Origin of the sequence: Amycolatopsis sp. cmx-11-51 (assembly GCF_047608665.1) — a bacterium.
In the GTDB taxonomy this organism is placed as follows: domain Bacteria; phylum Actinomycetota; class Actinomycetes; order Mycobacteriales; family Pseudonocardiaceae; genus Amycolatopsis.
The window spans coordinates 82,012-99,239 of record NZ_JADNQO010000014.1 but is presented as its reverse complement, the minus strand read 5'-3'; the positions used below and the strand labels follow the sequence as shown (position 1 = coordinate 99,239).

Here is a 17,228-nt window from a genome sequence, read left to right as displayed (position 1 = left end):
CGAACCTACTGTAGAGTAACAAGGTTCGAGAACGATCGAAAGCCGCGCTGGTGCGGCGTCTCCCGCACGCGATCGTATGGGGCCTGGACCATACGATCCAGAAGGAGGAGCACATTCTCTCGGTAGGTGGGCGGAGGCGATGATGCGTGTTCGGGCGATTCCGCTGGTAGCGGCTCTGCTGACGATGGCCGGTTGCGGAGTGTTTTCCGGTGGTGACCCGAGCACGGACGCCCCGCCCGAACGAACCGAGCTGCGAATCGGCGTCGGAAACCCCATCGACACGGCGCCCTTGAGGGTCGCCGTGGCCGACGGGACGTTCACCGCCGCCGGTCTTTCCGTGACCCTCACCGATGTTCCCGCCGACCAGGCGATCACCAAGCTTTCCGCGGGCGAGATCGACATCGCGTTCGCCAGTGACGTCTCGATCTTCCGCGCCGCCGCGGCCGGGACGGCGCTGCAGTTGCAGGGCGAGGCGTACACCGCCGGCCGCAACACCATGGCGCTCGTCACACTCCCCGGCTCCGACTACACCGAGCCGACGCTCAAGAAGTCACCGAAGATCGCGGTGAACATGCTCGACGACGTCGGCGTGCTCGCGGCCCGTTCGGTACTCGGGACCGCGGGCGTCGAGGTGACCAAGATCCAGTTCAAGCAGCACGCGTTCGACCGGATGCCGCAGGCGTTGCAGGCCGGCGAGGTCGACGCCGCGTGGATGGTCGAGCCGTACATCACCAGGGCCGAAAAGGAACTCGGGGCGAGCATCCTCGCCGACGGCGCTCGCGGCGCGACGCTGGACTTCCCGATGTCGTCCTATGTTTCGACCGGCGCCTTCGGCCAGGGCAACACCCGCACGCTCGCGGTCTTCCGGAAAGTACTCGGCGAGGCGCAGGTTCGGGCGGCCGACCCGGTCATCGTCCGCGACGCGCTGCCGACGTTCTCCGACATCGACCGGACCACGGCGTCGCTGGTCTCACTCGGGGCGTATCCGGTCTCCCTCAACGGCATCCGGCTGCAGCGTGTCGCCGACCTGATGCACAACTCCGGCATGCTGGGCGCCCGGCTCGACGTCCAGTCGATGGTGCCGCGTCCTTAATGGCGACATGACGGATCGGCAGACCCCTAAATGTTCTCCCCGGTCGGCCTGAGACACACCGTGCGCTCGGGTGGCCCGGTGTAGTGCAGGGAGGTGTCGTCCGACGAGCAGACGCTCTCCGACGATCCCTTCATCACGACCGCTCGCGCCTCGGCGGAGATGTCGGTGCAGCGGACCTTCGCGATCCGCGTCTCGTGCACGACATCACGCAGGCAGTCACCGGTCTCGACGTTCAGCGCGAGACAGAGCGTCTTCTCGGCCTTGCGGCTGGAGGAACCGCCGTACAGCTCGAACTGGACGTAGTCGGCACTACGGCATTCGGAAACCCCGGTACGGACCTCGTCGACCCGGAAGGTCGCGCGGCTCGAAGTGCAGGTGGCCGTCGTGTAGCTCTGGGCGCCGCCCGACTCGTCGGTCAGGTACAGGCACTTGCCCGCCTCCACCGACGACAGCCCGCCCGACTGCGAGAGCCCCCAGGCGACCAGGCTCCCCAGGCCCAGCGCGACCACGACGCCCAGCACGATCGAGACCTTGGCCAGCACGCTGATCGGCGGTGGCTTCGGGAACGGCGTCGGCATGCCCAAGTCCGGCATCGCGGGCAGCGGCGCGGGCACGTCGAACGGGTCGTATCCGGGCGGCCCGCCGGTCGGTGTAGTCGTCAAGATCCCCTCCTCCTCACCTGCCGCACATCCTTCCACCAGCGGTGCCGCGGCGGGGCCGATCTGGCCGGAACGTATAAAGGAGGATGTGACCGATGGCCCGCTGATCGTCCAATCCGACAAGACCGTCCTGCTCGAGGTCGACAACAGCCAGGCCGACGACGCGCGGATCGCCATCGCGCCGTTCGCCGAACTGGAACGCGCGCCCGAGCACGTCCACACCTACCGAATCACGCCGCTGGCGTTGTGGAACGCCCGCGCGGCCGGCCACGACGCGGAACAGGTCGTCGACGCGCTGACGACGTACTCGCGGTTCCCCGTGCCCCAGCCGCTGCTCATCGACATCGTGGACACGATGGGCCGGTTCGGGCGGCTGCAGATCGCCAACCACCCGGCGCACGGCCTGGTCATGTCCACCATCGACCGCGCGGTGCTGGAGGAGATCCTCCGGCACAAGAAGATCAGCCCGATGCTGGGCGCGCGGATCGACGAAGACACCGTGATCGTGCACCCGTCCGAACGCGGACGGCTCAAGCAGGTGCTGCTGAAGGTCGGCTGGCCCGCGGAAGACCTCGCCGGCTACGTCGACGGCGAGGCGCACCCGATCGAACTGGCCGAGGACGACTGGGAGCTGCGCGACTACCAGCGCAAGGCCGCGGAGGCGTTCTGGGCGGGCGGGTCCGGCGTCGTCGTCCTGCCTTGCGGCGCGGGCAAGACGCTGGTCGGCGCCGCGGCCATGGCGCACGCGAAGGCGACGACACTGATCCTGGTGACGAACACCGTCGCCGGGCGGCAGTGGAAGCGGGAACTGATCGCGCGGACCTCGCTCACCGAGGAGGAGATCGGCGAGTACTCCGGTGAGAAGAAGGAGATCCGGCCGGTCACCATCGCGACCTACCAGGTGGTCACGCGCAAGACCAAGGGCGAGTACCGGCACCTGGACCTGTTCGACTCACGGGACTGGGGCCTGGTGGTCTACGACGAGGTCCACCTGCTGCCCGCGCCGGTGTTCCGGATGACCGCCGACCTGCAGTCACGACGGCGGCTGGGGCTGACCGCGACCCTGGTGCGCGAGGACGGCCGCGAAGGCGACGTGTTCTCCCTGATCGGCCCGAAGCGCTACGACGTCCCGTGGCGGGACATCGAGGCGCAGGGCTGGATCGCGCCGGCGGAATGCACCGAGGTCCGCGTGACTCTGACGGACGCCGAGAGGCTCGCGTACGCGACGGCCGAAGCCGAGGAGCGGTACAAGCTGGCGGCGACCGCGGACACCAAGACCAAAGTGATCAAATCGCTGGTGGACCGGCATCCGGGCGAGCCGACGCTGGTCATCGGCGCCTACCTCGACCAGCTGGAGATGATCGGCGACGAACTGGACGCGCCGGTGATCCAGGGCGCGACACGGAACAAGGAACGCGAGGAACTCTTCGACGCGTTCCGGCGCGGCGAGATCAGGACGCTGGTCGTTTCGAAGGTCGCCAACTTCTCGATCGACCTGCCGGAGGCGTCGGTCGCGATCCAGATCTCCGGGACGTTCGGCTCGCGACAGGAGGAGGCGCAGCGGCTCGGACGGCTGCTGCGGCCGAAGGGCGACGGACGGCAGGCGCACTTCTACTCGGTCGTCTCGAGGGACACCGTCGACACGGAGTACGCGGCGCACCGGCAGCGTTTCCTGGCGGAACAGGGGTACGCGTACCGGATCGTGGACGCGGACGACCTGCTGCGCCCGATGTAGTCCCCGCGTCGTGGCTTGCGGGGAAGTAGCTGAAGGCCCCCATACAGGTACTTGAGCGGGTAGTGCGGTCGTGCGCGAAGCCGCGCTTCCTTCGCTGAGCCAAGGAGGGCCTTCACGCGCACACTTTGCGGTCGGTCGGAGGTCCGTGAAGGACTCCTTGAGGGACCCAGGGTCCCTCAAGGAGTCCTTCACGGACCGACCTCGCCAACCGCCCCGCGACCACCGCCACCAAGAGCCAGCCTCACGATCACATCCACGCTTCCGTCCACTGTGGACTTCGCTGTTTCTGGTGTGACTTCAGGGACACGTGGGACGAGGGGCGAATTCAGAGCGCCGAGAAAATTTCGGCCCCTCGACCTGGGCGAGCCTGAGATCCCGCGGACGGGTATCGAAAACTGTCAGTGCTTCGAACTAGTGTTCGGGTAGAGTTGACCGAACACCAGTTCGAGGGGAAGCCGATGACGATCGCACCGTTCCGCCCGGGTACGCCGCCCGTCCAGACCCTGCCGCCCGGCCGGTGGCACGGCCGGATCTGGGTTTCGGATCTGCCTTTGGCCAGGCCGGAGCGCTACACCGGCTGTGTCGCCGAATTCGACCGGTCCGGGTTGTGGCCGGTGCTGATCCCGCACGATCAGCGGTTCGCGGCCAATGGCGAGGACTGGATCGACGACCGCGGCAGGCTCGCCCCGGCCGACCACCGGATCGCCTCGGTGGACCCGGCCGAGGTGCTGGCCCGGTGGTGGGACACGTCGTGCTGCGACGGCGCCTGCCTGCGTCCGTTCGGCGCGAAGTTCCCCGGGCTCGCCCGCCGCCCGTCGCGCCGGGCGGATCCGCTGGCCGAGGCGGGCAACACCGGGTCGATCCTGGCCGCGCGCGGACCGCATCGGCTCGCGCTGGTGCAGACCGAGCGGCCCGCCGACATCCCGGCGATCCTGGGCTGGACGGGCATGATCAAGGCGACCGATCAGGTCCACGAGCTGTCCGCGGTCCTGCGCAGCTGGGAAGACCGCTTCGGCGCGACGCTCACCGTCCTGGGCTTCGACTCGATGGAGCTGTCGGTGGCCGCGCCGCCGCGCACCCAGGGCCGCGCACTCACGGTCGCCGCCGAGCACCGCTCGTTCTGCCTGCCCGCGTTCGCCGGTCAGCCGGGCAATCTGCGTGAGTTCGCCTCCAGCCTGGTCCAGACCCGCCGCTGGCGGTTCTCGTGGGCCTGAGCGGGCGTTTGCGCCGGGAAGAGAGGGGGAATCAGCACGGCGACAGAAGGCGGTGATCGACGTCGCCGAGATCAGGATCGGCACTTCGGGCTGGCGCTACCCACCCTGGCGCGGGGACTTCTACCCCCGTGGCCTGGTGCAGCGGCGCGAGCTGGAATACCTGTCCGGCCGGATGAACTCCGTGGAGATCAACGGCTCGTTCTACTCCCTGCAGCGACCCGAGCGGTATCGCACGTGGGCCGAGCAGACACCGGACGACTTCGTCTTCGCCGTCAAAGGCGGCCGCTTCATCACGCATATGAAGCAACTGCGCGACGTCGAGACGCCGCTGGCGAACTTCTTCGCTTCCGGGGTACTGGCGCTCGGCCGGAAGCTGGGGCCGATCCTCTGGCAGCTGCCGCCGCGGCTGTCGTTCGACGCCGAGCGTGTCGAAAATTTCTTCGAGCTGTTGCCGCGCACCAGTCACGCCGCCGCCAAGCTCGCGAGTAAGCACGACGACAAGCTCAAGGCCGAACCGCACACCGATCCGAAGCCACGCCGGAAGCTCCGGCACGCGGTCGAAGTACGGCATCCGAGCTTCGCCGAGCCCGAGAGCCTTGAGCTGTTCCGTAAGCACGGCATCGCGCTCGTGGTCGCCGACACCGCCGGTGAGTTCCCGTTCTTGGACGAGATGACGAGCGACGAGTTCGCCTACGTGCGCCTGCACGGCGAGGAGGAGCTTTACGTCAGCGGGTACAGCGACAAGGCCCTGAAGAAATGGGCGCGCAAGATCGGGGGCTGGGGTCGCGACACGTACGTCTACTTCGACAACGACGTCGAGGTCGAGGCGCCGAAGAACGCGATCGCGCTGGCGGAACTCCTCGCGTGACGTGCCCACGCTGCACAGTCAGCGCACAGTGAGCGGTGTCCTGTTAGGTGTCTGCAGAGGTCACGGGCGAACTCGCGTGCTGCGCCTGGGGGTCGGCACGCCGGTCGCCCGTGCCTCGTTCAGCTTTGGCCGGAGACGAGCGAGGCGAGCTTCGTCCGGACGTCGTCGGCGTCCGGATGCGAAAGTTCGGTGAGCACCCGCACCGAACGCAGCCAGCACTCCCGGGCCGACGAGGGATCACCGAGCCGCAGATGGATCGCACCGAGCTGGGCCAGCACGTCGGCCGCCTCGTAGAGTTCGCCGTGGGTGAAGAACATTTCGACGGCCCGCCGCATACAGGCGACTCCCTCGTCGTTGCGGCCGAGGCCGACGAGCGCGATGCCCTTGGTGTGAAAGGTGAACCGGGCCTCGTCGGGCAACGCGTGTGCCCGTAGGGCCAGCGCTTGGTCGGCGAGGTCGAGCGCCTGACCGTACCGTCCGTCGCCGGTGCAGATGTCGCCGAGCGCCTGCAGCGCGTCGGCCTCCATGCCCGCACCGACGTTGTGCTCCCGGATGAACCGCAGTGCCTGGGTCCCGTACTCCCACGCGTTCTGGGCGCCTTCGACGTTCCGGCTCGCCAGCGTGAGGTTGTACAGACCACGCGCCTCGCCCTCGCGGTCGCCGACCAGCCGCTGCAGTTCGACCACCTGCTTCAGGTAGGCGACGCTGTCCTCGTACTGGCGCGCCACGCCGCAAGCGACGCCGAGCCCGCTCAGCATCGCGGCCTCACCGGGCCGGTCCCCCGCTTCGCGCGCGGCCCGCAAGGCGACGTCGAACACCGAACGCCAGTCCTCCAGCCGCGCTCGCACGATGAAAAAGGACTGCAGCAGCCACGCGAGCTGCCAGCACTCCCGATGCCGCCGCTCCCGGTACGCGGCGTTCACCGCGGCGATGAGGTTCCCGCATTCCTCGTCGAACCAGTCCAGCGCCTGGTCGTAATGACCGAACTTCAGCCCCGCGCCCGCGAACCGTTCGGGCTCGATGAGCCGGTAGTGCCGTTCCGGGCGCAGCAGCCGGGACGCGTTCAGCGCCGACGACAGTGAGGCGTGGAGCAGCCTGTCCAGCACTCCCGTCCGCGCTTCGGGCCCGTCCACCTTCGCCGAGAGTTCGGCCGCGTACGCGCGGATCAGGTCGTGGAACTGGTACCGGCCTGGCCTTGACCGCGCGATCAGGTGCGCGGAAGCCAGTTTCGCCAGGTCCGCGTGCGCTTCCGCGATGTCGACCCCGGCCACCGCCGCCGCCGCGGGCACGCTGAAGTCGCCGCCGGTGGGCAGGCCGAGCAGCCGCAGCATCCGCGCGGCCCGCTCGTCGAGCGCGCGATACGAGTACGAGAAGACGGCGCGGATGTTCGTCTCGTCGCCGTCGGCGAGGTCGAACGAACCCAGCCTGTCCTGTTCGGCCTCCAGCAGCCCGACGAACTCCCGCAGCGAAAGGTCCGGGAACCGCGCCGCCCGCACCGCGAGGATCCGGATCGCCAACGGCAGCCCGCCGCAGTAGCGGACGAACCGTTCGGTGGCCTCGGGATCCTCGATGACCCGGTCCAGCCCGATCGTCGAAGCGACGAGGGCGGTCGCGTCCTCGTCGGGCAGTTCCTCCAGCGCGACGCGCCGCGCGCCGTGGGTCGCCACGAGCGCCGGCAATTGCCAGCGGCTGGTCACCAGCACCAGGCAGCCGGGGCCGGGCAGCAGCGGCCGGATCTGCTCGGTACTCGCGGCGTTGTCGAGCAGGATCAGCATCCGGCGGCCGGCGCTGTAGGTGCGCCAGGTGGCCGCGCGACCGTCGACGCCGGCGGGGATCCGGTCGGCGGGCACGCCGACCGACGCGAGCATGGTTTCGAGCGCGGTGGCGGGTTCGACCGGGTCGCCGGGGCCGTAGCCGCGCAGATTGAGATACACCTGACCGCCGGGGAACCGCTCCCCGACCTCGTGCGCGAAATGGACGGCGAGCGTCGTCTTGCCGATCCCGCCCATGCCCTCGATCGACGCGATGGACGTCGATCTCTCGGTGTCCAGCGCTTCCGGGACCAGTTCGTGCAGTGCCTTGAGGTCGCGCTGACGGCCCGAGAACACCCGGAGATCCGCCGGTAGCTGACGCGGGATCAGCGGTTCGGCGCCGAGCCGGTATCGCGTCAGCTCGGAGTCCAAAGTGGTCTCGACGGCCTCTTCGCCGGTCAAGATCGCCTGGTGCGCGCGCTGCAGCGACGTGCCGGGGTCGAGGCCGAGTTCTTCGGCCAGCACCGCGCCGATCCGGCGATAGACGTTCAGCGCTTCGGCCTGCCTGCCGGAGCGGTAAAGCGCGATCATCAGCTGCTCGTGCAGCCGCTCCCGCAGCGGGTTCTCGCGGCACAGCCTGGTCAGCGCGGGAACGACGGTGGCGTGATCGCCGAGGGCGATGAGCGCGTCTGCCCACTGCTCACGGACGCGAAGCCGCTCTTCGCCCAGCTGGTCGGCTTCGTCCCGAAGCAGGGCTTCGGAGTGGACGTTCTGCAGCGCCGGGCCCCGCCATTCGGACAACGCGGCGGCGAACCGATCCGCGGCCCGGCGCAGGTCGCCGTCCCCCGCGGCCTCCGCGCCCGCCGCGGCTAGTGAGCGGAAGCGGGCGAGGTCGAGCAGGGTCTCGTCGAGTTCGAGCAGGTAGCCGCCGCGTTCGGTGCGGATGGTGACCTCCTCGCCGAGTGCGCGGCGGACCCGCAGGATGTAGGTCTGCAGTGCGCCCTTGGAGCGCCGCCGGTCGTCGGGCCACAGCCAGCGGCCCAGTTCCTCGACCGGCACCACCGTGTTCGCGCGCAGCAACAGGCCGGCCAGCACGATGAGCGGCCTGCTGCCGCCCAAGGGCACCGGCAGCCCGTCGGCCGAGACCTCGGTGGGCCCCAGCACGCGAAAGTCGAGTGCCACGTCGCTCATTCTGTCCGGAACCGCGGGAAACGGCACATGATTCCAGCGGTGGCATGATCGGCGTCGATGGACGTCTACGCGATCCCCCTGCGCACCCGGTTCCGCGGCATCACGGTCCGTGAAGGACTGCTGATCCGCGGTGAGACAGGCTGGGGCGAATTCTGCCCGTTCTCCGACTACTCCGACGCCGAAAGCGCGCCGTGGCTCGTCTCCGCGCTCGAGGCCAGCGAACGCGGATGGCCGTCGCCGGTGCGGGGCAGCGTCGAGGTGAACGCGACCGTCCCGGTGGTGTCGCCGGAACAGGCGTACGAACTCGTGTCCGCTTCGGGCTGTCGCACGGCGAAGGTCAAGGTCGCCGACCCGCGGGTGAGCCTCGCCGAGGACTGCGCCCGGGTGGAGGCGGTGCGGGCCGCGCTGGGTCCGTCGGGCGCGGTTCGCGTCGACGCGAACATGGCCTGGGACGTGGACACCGCGGTCAAGGCCATCGGTGCACTGGACCGCGCGGCGGGCGGGCTCGAGTATGTCGAGCAGCCGTGCCCGTCGATCGGGGAACTGGCCGATGTCCGGCGCCGGGTCTCGGTGCGGATCGCCGCGGACGAATCGATCCGCCGGGCCGAAGACCCGCTCAAGGTGGCCGTGGCGGGAGCGGCCGACGTGGCCGTGCTGAAGGTCGCGCCGCTGGGCGGGGTCCGGCGCGCGCTGGAGGTCGCCGAAGCCTGTGGCCTGCCGTGCGTGGTGTCGTCCGCCGTCGAGACGAGCGTCGGGCTCGCCGCCGGGCTGGCGCTCGCGGGCGCTCTGCCCACTTTGGACTTCGCGTGCGGACTGGGCACGATGTCGTTGCTGACCGGGGACGTCTGTGGCGAGTCACTGTCCCCTGTGGACGGTCGCCTGCCGGTACCCCTCCGCGCTCCGGAACCGGATCTGTTCTCCGCGCACGCCGCCGCTCCGGACATCCGTGCCGCTTGGGAGGACCGTCTCACCCGCGTCCGCACCCACCTCGGATGAGATGAACGGGACTTTCATCGCGAATTTCGCGATGAAAGCCCCGTTCATCTCATGCCGCGCGGGGGTCAGCCGCAGTGTTCCAGCGGGGATTCGTAGCTGGAGGACCCCGCCGAGCCGCCCCACTTGACGCACTTCGCGCCGGCGGCCGCGCTCACCGGACCCGCGTAGTACTCGAAGCTGCCGGAGTCGGTCTTCCTCGCCGCGCCTTCCACTTCGAGGAACGCCGAGACCGCGCTGGCCGCGCCGACCGACGTGGCCTTGATGGTGGTGACGCAGTTGTTCTTGTTCGTGCCGTTGTACAGCAGGTACGTGGTCCCGGCGCTGCCGAGCGCCTGCGAGTCGATCACCTTGTAGCCGTCGCCGCACACCTCGACGGCGTCGTACGGGTTGGGGTTCCCGGTGCCGCCACAGGTGTTCTTGGAGGTCACGTTGGCGTTGGGGTAGCCGAACTTCACGCCGTTGAAGTACGCGGGCTTGATGTTGCTCGGCCACGAGGAGTCGTTGGTGCGGACTTCGTAGTGCAGGTGCGGGGTGATGTTGTTGCCCGGCTTGGAGGTGTTGCCGACCTCGCCGATCTTCTGCCCCTGCGCGACCTGCACGCCGGCCGCGACCGAACGCACCTTCAGGTGCGCGTAGTAGGTCGACCATCCCCCACCGTGGTCGATCTTCACCAGGTTGCCGAAGCCGTTCGCCGAACCCTGATGCGCCGAGGTGACCACCTTGCCGGCGGCCGCCGCGACGACGGTGTCGCCAAGGTCCGCACCCGCGGAGCCGCCGCGGTTGAAGTCGATTTCGTAGGCCTTGTGCGCGCTGCTGTTGTCGTTGTCGCCGTTCCACACCTGGTTGCAGGGGAACGGGAGCTGGAAGTTGGGACGCGGACCGACGGCGGCTTCGGCCGACGTCGCGGTGATCGCCAGCCCGGCCATGCCCAGCAACGCGGTGGCGGCCGCGGTGACCACTCGTCTGATTCTCATCGGATGTCCTTTCTCGGCGTTTCGCGAGAAGCGTCCCGAAAGGGCGTACAAGTGCGATACAAACGAGCACGGGCCCTCCCGGCCGAGGGGTCCAGGAGGCCCGTGACTCAGCCGATCCGCTCGATGAGCGTCCGGCGGATCAAGAACTTCCCTGCGCCTCGGCAAGGGCGTCCGGGTCCGCCTGCTGACCGGCGATGAAGTTCAGGTTGTTCCGGAGGGCGGTGTCCAGTCCCTGGCAGCTTTCCGCGGCCTGTCCGGCCGGAGTGCTGACCGCGAACATCGCCGCGGCGATGGCGGCCACCCCGAGAACCGACGCGATGCCGATCGTCGCCCGCTTGCGGTGGTTCCCGGCGCTGTTCATCATCCGTGTTTCCTCCGGTCTGTTTCCTCCTCACCCACATCTGGAGATACGGCCGGGTAACGAAAGTGGTTCAAACCGAGTTCAGCCGAGCCAGGGTTTCGCGATTCGCGCGTAGGTCCCGTCGTTCAGCACGAGACGCAGCCACAAGTCGACCCACTCCTTGAACACGACGTCACGTGGCAGGAGGTACGCCTTCTCCGAGAAAGTGAACGGCGCGTCGGGGTGCACCGCGCACAAGCGCGGGTTCTGCTTTGCCTGCCAACGGGTTTCGGTCGCGTCGGTGATCATCAGGTCGGCGCGGCCCGCCATGATCTCGGCGAAGATCGTGTTGTTGTCCGGATGCCGCACGATCGTCGCCCGCTTGAGGTTGGCGTCGGCGAACTGTTCGTTGGTACCGCCCGGATTCACGATCGCACGGACACCCGGCTGGTCGATCTGCTCCAGGGTCTGGAACCGTTTTTCGTTCTCGCACAAGGTGATCGGCGTTTTACCGTCACGAAGGTAGGAGCGGTGTAGAAACCCTTTCTCGCTCGGTTCAAGGTCACCGACACGCCGCCCATCGCCAGGTCGCACTTCCGCCCGACGTCATCGGCGATCGACTTCCAAGCGGTCTGGACCGAATGGAGGCCGACGCCGAGCCGCTGGGCAAGGTCACCCGCGAGGTCGATGTCGAGCCTGCTCCGCGCGCCATGGCCTTCGGGCGCGGCACCGGCCGTGCCGATTCCCAGCACGGTCAGCACCGCGACCCCGAGGACGAGGGCTTTCGCCTTGATCGTCATCAAGGCACTTTCACTGAGAAGTCGTACCTGCGAAGACGCGTCGTGAGCATCCGGTTTTCCGGACCCTCAGGGGTCGGATTCCAGGGTCGGCTCCGGGCCGTTCCCCGATGTGCCAGGGGTCGTTCCGGAGCGAAGATCGAGCCATGACGAACAGCGTGTACACCCCCCAAGCCACCAAGAAGCTCTACCGCAGCCGGGCCGACAAGATGCTCGCGGGCGTCGCCGGCGGCTGGGCCGCCTACCTCGGCGTCGACGCCGCGATCCTGCGCATCGCCCTCGTGGCCGGTGTCTTCTTCACCGCCGGGTTCGCGATCCCGGTCTACGTCGCCGCGTGGCTCCTGACTCCGGAGCAGCCGGGCGAGTCCTGAACCGACGGGGACGCCGCGAGCAGGGGACGCGGCGTCCGCCGGGCCGACGGGGGTCGGGGGCAGGGGGTAGGTGAAGGGCCCGGACATGGGGATGTCCGGGCCTTTCGCCGTCCGCGCGAGTAGCCGACTGGTCGCGGCATGAGAAAAGCCCGGACGCGCGAGGCGCGTCCGGGCTTTCCGGTGGTACTGCTACCGGCTCGAACTCAGAAGTCCATGCCGCCCATGCCACCGGACGGGTCGGCGGGAGCGGCCGAGGCCTTCTCCGGCTTGTCCGCCACGACGGCTTCGGTCGTCAGGAACAGCGCCGCGATGGAAGCGGCGTTCTGCAGCGCGGAGCGGGTGACCTTCGTGGGGTCCGGCACGCCGGCGGCGAGCAGGTCCTCGTAGACACCGGTGGCGGCGTTCAGGCCGTGACCCGTCGGGAGGCCCTTGACCTTCTCCGCCACGACGCCGCCTTCGAGGCCGGCGTTGATCGCGATCTGCTTGAGCGGCGCCTCGACGGCGACCTTGACGATGTTGGCACCAGTGGCCTCGTCGCCCTCGAGCTTCAGACCCGCGAAGGCAGCCTCGGCGGCCTGGATGAGAGCGACGCCACCACCGGCGACGATGCCCTCTTCGACGGCGGCCTTGGCGTTGCGCACTGCGTCCTCGATGCGGTGCTTGCGCTCCTTCAGCTCGACCTCGGTGGCGGCACCGGCCTTGATGACGGCCACGCCGCCGGCCAGCTTCGCCAGACGCTCCTGGAGCTTCTCGCGGTCGTAGTCCGAGTCCGAGTTGTCGATCTCGGCGCGGATCTGGTTGACGCGACCCTGGATCTGGTCGGCGTCTCCCGAACCCTCGACGATGGTGGTCTCGTCCTTGGTGATGACGGCCTTGCGAGCCTTGCCCAGCAGGGAAAGGTCCGCGTTCTCCAGCTTGAGGCCGACGTCCTCGGAGATGACCTGGCCACCGGTCAGGATCGCGATGTCCTGCAGGATCGCCTTGCGGCGGTCACCGAAGCCCGGGGCCTTGACGGCGACGGACTTGAAGGTGCCGCGCATCTTGTTGACGATCAGGGTGGCCAGAGCCTCGCCCTCGACGTCTTCGGCGATGATCAGCAGCGGCTTACCGGACTGGATGACCTTCTCCAGCAGCGGCAGGACGTCCTTGACGGTGGAGATCTTGGAACCGAAGAGGAGGACGTAGGGGTCCTCGAGCTCGGCTTCCTGACGCTCCGGGTCGGTCACGAAGTAACCGGAGATGTAGCCCTTGTCGAAGCGCATGCCCTCGGTGAGCTCGAGCTCGAGACCGAAGGTGTTGCTCTCCTCGACGGTGACGACGCCTTCCTTGCCGACCTTGTCCAGCGCCTCGGCGATGAGCTCGCCGATGGTGCGGTCAGCGGCCGAGATCGAGGCGGTAGCAGCGATCTGCTCCTTGGTCTCGACCTGGACGGCCATCTTGTGCAGCTGCTCGGTGATGGCCTCGACGGCCGCCTCGATGCCGCGCTTCAGGCTGATGGGGTCGGCCCCGGCGGCGACGTTGCGCAGACCCTCGCGAACGAGAGCCTGGGCGAGCACGGTGGCGGTGGTGGTGCCGTCACCCGCGACGTCGTCGGTCTTCTTGGCAACTTCCTTGACGAGCTCGGCCCCGATCTTCTCCCACGGGTCTTCGAGCTCGATCTCCTTGGCAATGGAGACACCGTCGTTGGTGATCGTCGGCGCGCCCCACTTCTTTTCGAGCACGACGTTGCGGCCCCGCGGGCCGAGGGTCACCTTGACGGCATCGGCGAGGATGTTCAAGCCACGCTCAAGACCGCGGCGGGCGTCCTCGTCGAACGCGATCAGTTTGGCCATTGCGGTGTGGTCCTCCGGTATTGGGCGCCACCGCCGCGCTGGTGATTTCTCAGCAGCGGCGACAGCAGGACTCTTCCTCGGCCAGGCGCGGTGCCCGCGACGGACGACCCACCCCGGTTAGGGGTGCGGCCTCACCGTCCCGACCTTCAGGCGAGCGGTCGGTGACCGCTTGCCTGGCACTCGACGGCGTCGAGTGCTAATACCGTGTTTAGCACTCTCCAGGGTCGAGTGCAAGAACCGCAGGTCAGAGCGGTGCGTGTCAGTTGCTCGGTTTGATGGGAATCGAGGTCGGCGGAGCCTTCAGCGACGACTCCGGGGACTGCGACTGCGAGCCGCCGGGACCGACAGGGATGTTCGGCGCGGTGGTCTGCGGACCGTTGCCACTGCTCGAGTCACTGAAGATGACGATGGCGGCGACGATCGCGCCCGCGACCACGAGGGCGCCGACGATGATCCAGATCCACTTGGCGCCGCCGCTCTTCTTGGGCTGGTAACCGCCCTGTTGCTGCGGCGGAGGGCCGTAACCGGGGGGCGGGCCCTGCTGGAAGCCACCCTGCTGCTGGAAACCGCCCTGCTGCTGCGGAGGGCCATAGCCCGGGGGCGGTCCTTGCTGGTAGCCGCCCTGCTGCTGGTAGCCACCCTGCTGCGGCGGTGGCCCGTATCCGGGCGGCGGGCCCTGCGGGGGCGGACCCTGCGGTCCCGGTCCCTGCTGGCCGTAGCCGGGCTGCTGTCCTCCGTACGGGTGCACGGGGCCCCCCTCTCCCTGTGGCGGCGTGTTCTGCCGCGGCGCCTGCTGCTGGACCGACGCCGCGGCCCCGGGCGGACCCGGTGGCTCGTTCGACATGGCGAGCGGACCCAACGCGCGCCTGGCGGCCGCGATCATCTCAACACAGTTCGGGTAGCGATCGGCGGGATTCTTCGCCGTTCCCCTACGGACGACCTCGTCGATCCCGGCCGGCACGCCGACGATCCGCGAGATGGCCGGGGGCTCTCCGTTCAGGTGCCCCTTGATGACCGTCTGCACGTCGCCCTTGAAGGGCGGGCTGCCGGTCAGGCAGGCGTAGAGGACACAGGTGAGGGCGTACTGGTCGGTGCGGCCGTCGAGCGGCTCACCGCGCAGGTGCTCGGGCGCCGCGTAGGTGGGCGAGCCGAGGAAGTCGCCGCCGCGGGTCCGGTGCCCGGTGGCGCCGCGGCGGGTCAGGCCGAAGTCGGCGACGTAGACGTGCTCGCGCGAAGTCTCCTTGCTGGTGACCAGGACGTTGGCCGGTTTGACGTCGAGGTGCACGAGACCCCGGTTGTGCAGGGTGTCGAGCGCGTCGGCGACCTGGTCGAGCATGGTCAGCGCGCGGGCGGGCGCGATCGGGCCGCCGGAGATCAGCCCGGCGAGGTCCCCGCCGTCGACCATCCGCATGGCGATGTAGAGCATGCCTTCGAGCTCGCCGAAGTCGTACAAGGGCACGACGTTGGCATGGTCGATCGCGGACGTGTTCCGCGCCTCGTCGACGAAGCGTTCGCGGAACTCGGCGTCGGCCCCGAGGTGATCACCGATGACCTTCAGTGCCACCTTGCGTCCGAGCCGCACGTCCGTGGCCTTGTAGGTCACGCTCATGCCGCCCTTGCCGAGCACACCGTCGATGCGGTAGTTGCCCAGCCGGCGACCGGTCAGGTCCCCCGACTCATCGCCTGTCACGCAGCGAAGCGTAACGCGCCAGTTCCGGCGGCCGCCGGGGGTCGGCAGAACTCCGGGCTAGACCTTGCGTACGTCCGCCGCTTGACTCCGCCCGTCTCGTCCGGATTGGACTTCGAACTCCACCCGATCACCCTCGTCGAGCGTCCGGAATCCATCGGCCTGAATGGCCGAGTAGTGGACGAAGACGTCGGGCCCTTCGGTGGATTCGATGAATCCGTAGCCCTTTTCCGAGTTGAACCATTTGACGGTGCCGACTGCCACGGCGCCCTCCCTCAGCACGGGACCCGCCTGCCTTCTCTGGCCAGGGCGGCGGTTTCGAGTGCGGTTCACGCTACCCGAATCACCGGCGTCGGCAATGCTCGATTCGCCCTAAGGTCATCCGCGGAAAAGCCGCCTATTGCGCGCTTGCACAAGGACGCGTCCTGGTCCTGCGAAGTCCAGCGCGAGCCCCTCGCCGGTGCGGACCGACTGCGGGCCGGACGGGTCGACGGCGCGGAGACGGCACTGCACGGTGTCCGGATAGGCCAGCAGGAAGTCCGGCCGCACGGTGACGAGTTCCCCGGCGGTGAGCTCGAAGGCGTCGACCGGGCCCTGCGCGGCCAGCACGAGCGGACCGCTTCCGCTGTAGTGCTCCAGGAAACCGGAGTCGGCCCCGAAGAGCTTCTGCAGTGGCGCCCAGCCGGGGTCCTGCCGGATGGTCGCGGGCCGGGCGAGGATCGCGTCCCGGCTCACGCACCAGCCCGCCCCGCCGGTGAATTCCAGCGGGTAGACGTCGCCCGCGGTCAGCGGCGCGAAGTCGATCCAGCCGCCACCGTCCGGCGCGTTGAACACCGACGGGGCGGCCTTGCTCGCCCGGGAACCACCGCGCGTGGGAACGGTTTCGGTGATGCCGAAACTGCTGGCGAGCACGGTGTCCCCGGTGGCCTGGACGGCCTCGCCGGGGGACAGCAGCACGCGTGCGACCCCGAAGTTCGGGGTGTGCCTCGTCTGGACGCGCATGCGCTCAGCGGGACGGGACCTGGGCGATCACCCAGGCGGACAGCGCCGACGGATTACGGGTCTGGGTAAGCAACTGACCCGGCCCCGCGAAGTCGAAGACGAGGCCTTCGCCGCTTTTCATCGACTGGATGACACCGGTGGCGACCTTGCGGATCTGGTACTGCAGGGTGTCGGCGAACGCGACGACGTGCCCGGTGTCGATGGTGATCACCTCGCCCTGCTGGAGGGTGACCGTCTCCAGCGCGCCGTAGCAGGCCACGACCAGCGGGCCCTGTCCCGTCGCGTGCGTCAGGAAGCCGCCCTCGCCGCCGGCGAGGTTCTTGAGCCCGCCCCATTTGGTCTCGGTCTGCACGCCGTGGGAAGACGCGAGCCACGAACCGCGGGTGACGCACCAGCCGGTGCGGCCGTCGAGGTTGATGATCTGCATGTCGCCGGGCAGGTTCGCGGCGACGTCGACCCAGCCGCCGTTCTGCGGGGCGGTGTAGGTGGAGATGAAAAAGGACTCGCCGGAGAGGAAGGCGCGGCCGAGCCCCTTCATGATGCCGCCCTGGGCCTGGGACTGGACCTGCACGCCGTAGCTCGTCGCCATCATCGCGCCGGACTCGACCTGCGCCGGTTCACCCGGTGCGAGCATGAGCCTCGCCACCGCGAACGATGGCTGGTGACGGATCTGAACCTGCATGTCTTCTTCTCCCCGGTGGTCGTTGTGACGCGCAGA

The 17,228-nt window shown here is 68.8% G+C and carries 16 protein-coding genes and 1 pseudogene; 6 read left to right on the top strand and 11 right to left on the bottom strand.

The annotated features are described in order from the left end of the window. The first annotated feature begins 142 nt into the window (after positions 1-142). Entirely contained in the window at positions 143-1,093 is a 951-nt protein-coding gene (locus tag ACM6LU_RS32350) for an ABC transporter substrate-binding protein (RefSeq protein WP_414941613.1), read from the top strand. Positions 1,094-1,119: 26 nt separating this feature from the next. Here ACM6LU_RS32350 and ACM6LU_RS32345 read toward each other — a convergent pair whose 3' ends face one another. Then, positions 1,120-1,755: a hypothetical protein gene (locus ACM6LU_RS32345; protein ID WP_414941612.1), complete on the bottom strand. Its 636-nt coding sequence runs from the start codon at positions 1,753-1,755 to the stop codon at positions 1,120-1,122. Between the two features lie 85 nt (positions 1,756-1,840). On the opposite strand from ACM6LU_RS32345, the gene ACM6LU_RS32340 reads away from it, so the two are divergent. The 3 genes from ACM6LU_RS32340 to ACM6LU_RS32330 all read left to right on the top strand — a co-directional run bounded on the left by ACM6LU_RS32340 (position 1,841) and on the right by ACM6LU_RS32330 (position 5,569). Then, on the top strand, positions 1,841-3,487 hold the full coding sequence (locus ACM6LU_RS32340) for a DNA repair helicase XPB (RefSeq protein ID WP_414941611.1): 1,647 nt from the start codon (positions 1,841-1,843) through the stop codon (positions 3,485-3,487). A gap of 458 nt (positions 3,488-3,945) precedes the next feature. Further along, entirely contained in the window at positions 3,946-4,701 is a 756-nt protein-coding gene (locus ACM6LU_RS32335) for a DUF4253 domain-containing protein (protein WP_414941610.1), read from the top strand. 52 nt (positions 4,702-4,753) lie between these two features. Next, complete coding sequence (locus tag ACM6LU_RS32330; protein ID WP_414941609.1) at positions 4,754-5,569, top strand: DUF72 domain-containing protein; 816 nt, start codon at positions 4,754-4,756, stop codon at positions 5,567-5,569. A gap of 119 nt (positions 5,570-5,688) precedes the next feature. Here the strand turns inward: ACM6LU_RS32330 and ACM6LU_RS32325 are convergent, their stop codons facing one another. After that, on the bottom strand, positions 5,689-8,511 hold the full coding sequence (locus ACM6LU_RS32325) for an AfsR/SARP family transcriptional regulator (protein WP_414941608.1): 2,823 nt from the start codon (positions 8,509-8,511) through the stop codon (positions 5,689-5,691). Between the two features lie 57 nt (positions 8,512-8,568). On the opposite strand from ACM6LU_RS32325, the gene ACM6LU_RS32320 reads away from it, so the two are divergent. Continuing rightward, positions 8,569-9,507 carry an o-succinylbenzoate synthase gene (locus ACM6LU_RS32320; protein WP_414941607.1) on the top strand — a complete coding sequence of 313 codons (939 nt, stop codon included), beginning with the start codon at positions 8,569-8,571 and terminating at the stop codon, positions 9,505-9,507. A gap of 65 nt (positions 9,508-9,572) precedes the next feature. On the opposite strand, the gene ACM6LU_RS32315 is transcribed toward ACM6LU_RS32320, so the two are convergent. From ACM6LU_RS32315 to ACM6LU_RS32300, 4 genes and pseudogenes are all read right to left on the bottom strand, one after another. Further along, positions 9,573-10,481, bottom strand: coding sequence for a M23 family metallopeptidase (locus ACM6LU_RS32315; RefSeq protein WP_414941606.1), 909 nt, complete (start codon positions 10,479-10,481; stop codon positions 9,573-9,575). 151 nt (positions 10,482-10,632) lie between these two features. Further along, positions 10,633-10,845 (bottom strand): annotated as a pseudogene (locus tag ACM6LU_RS32310) (hypothetical protein); the annotation flags it as partial. 78 nt (positions 10,846-10,923) lie between these two features. Next, positions 10,924-11,316: a hypothetical protein gene (locus tag ACM6LU_RS32305; RefSeq protein ID WP_414941605.1), complete on the bottom strand. Its 393-nt coding sequence runs from the start codon at positions 11,314-11,316 to the stop codon at positions 10,924-10,926. After that, entirely contained in the window at positions 11,247-11,621 is a 375-nt protein-coding gene (locus ACM6LU_RS32300; RefSeq protein WP_414941604.1) for a hypothetical protein, read from the bottom strand. The genes ACM6LU_RS32305 and ACM6LU_RS32300 overlap by 70 nt, the downstream gene beginning before the upstream one ends. A gap of 143 nt (positions 11,622-11,764) precedes the next feature. Here ACM6LU_RS32300 and ACM6LU_RS32295 point away from each other — a divergent pair, with 143 nt between their 5' ends. Next, positions 11,765-11,989, top strand: coding sequence for a PspC domain-containing protein (locus ACM6LU_RS32295; protein ID WP_414941603.1), 225 nt, complete (start codon positions 11,765-11,767; stop codon positions 11,987-11,989). A 203-nt stretch (positions 11,990-12,192) separates the two neighbouring features. Here ACM6LU_RS32295 and groL read toward each other — a convergent pair whose 3' ends face one another. The 5 genes from groL to ACM6LU_RS32270 form a co-directional block, all read right to left on the bottom strand. Further along, positions 12,193-13,821 carry a chaperonin GroEL gene (groL, locus tag ACM6LU_RS32290; RefSeq protein WP_414941602.1) on the bottom strand — a complete coding sequence of 543 codons (1,629 nt, stop codon included), beginning with the start codon at positions 13,819-13,821 and terminating at the stop codon, positions 12,193-12,195. A gap of 259 nt (positions 13,822-14,080) precedes the next feature. After that, a complete protein-coding gene (locus tag ACM6LU_RS32285) occupies positions 14,081-15,511 on the bottom strand; it encodes a serine/threonine-protein kinase (RefSeq protein ID WP_414941601.1) in 1,431 nt (476 codons plus the stop codon). Positions 15,512-15,568: 57 nt separating this feature from the next. Further along, positions 15,569-15,772: a cold-shock protein gene (locus tag ACM6LU_RS32280; protein WP_076160121.1), complete on the bottom strand. Its 204-nt coding sequence runs from the start codon at positions 15,770-15,772 to the stop codon at positions 15,569-15,571. 114 nt (positions 15,773-15,886) lie between these two features. Further along, positions 15,887-16,510, bottom strand: a complete 624-nt coding sequence (locus tag ACM6LU_RS32275) for an AIM24 family protein (protein ID WP_414941600.1) — start codon at positions 16,508-16,510, stop codon at positions 15,887-15,889. A 4-nt stretch (positions 16,511-16,514) separates the two neighbouring features. After that, on the bottom strand, positions 16,515-17,192 hold the full coding sequence (locus ACM6LU_RS32270; RefSeq protein WP_414941599.1) for a TIGR00266 family protein: 678 nt from the start codon (positions 17,190-17,192) through the stop codon (positions 16,515-16,517). Between the last annotated feature and the right edge of the window lie 36 nt (positions 17,193-17,228).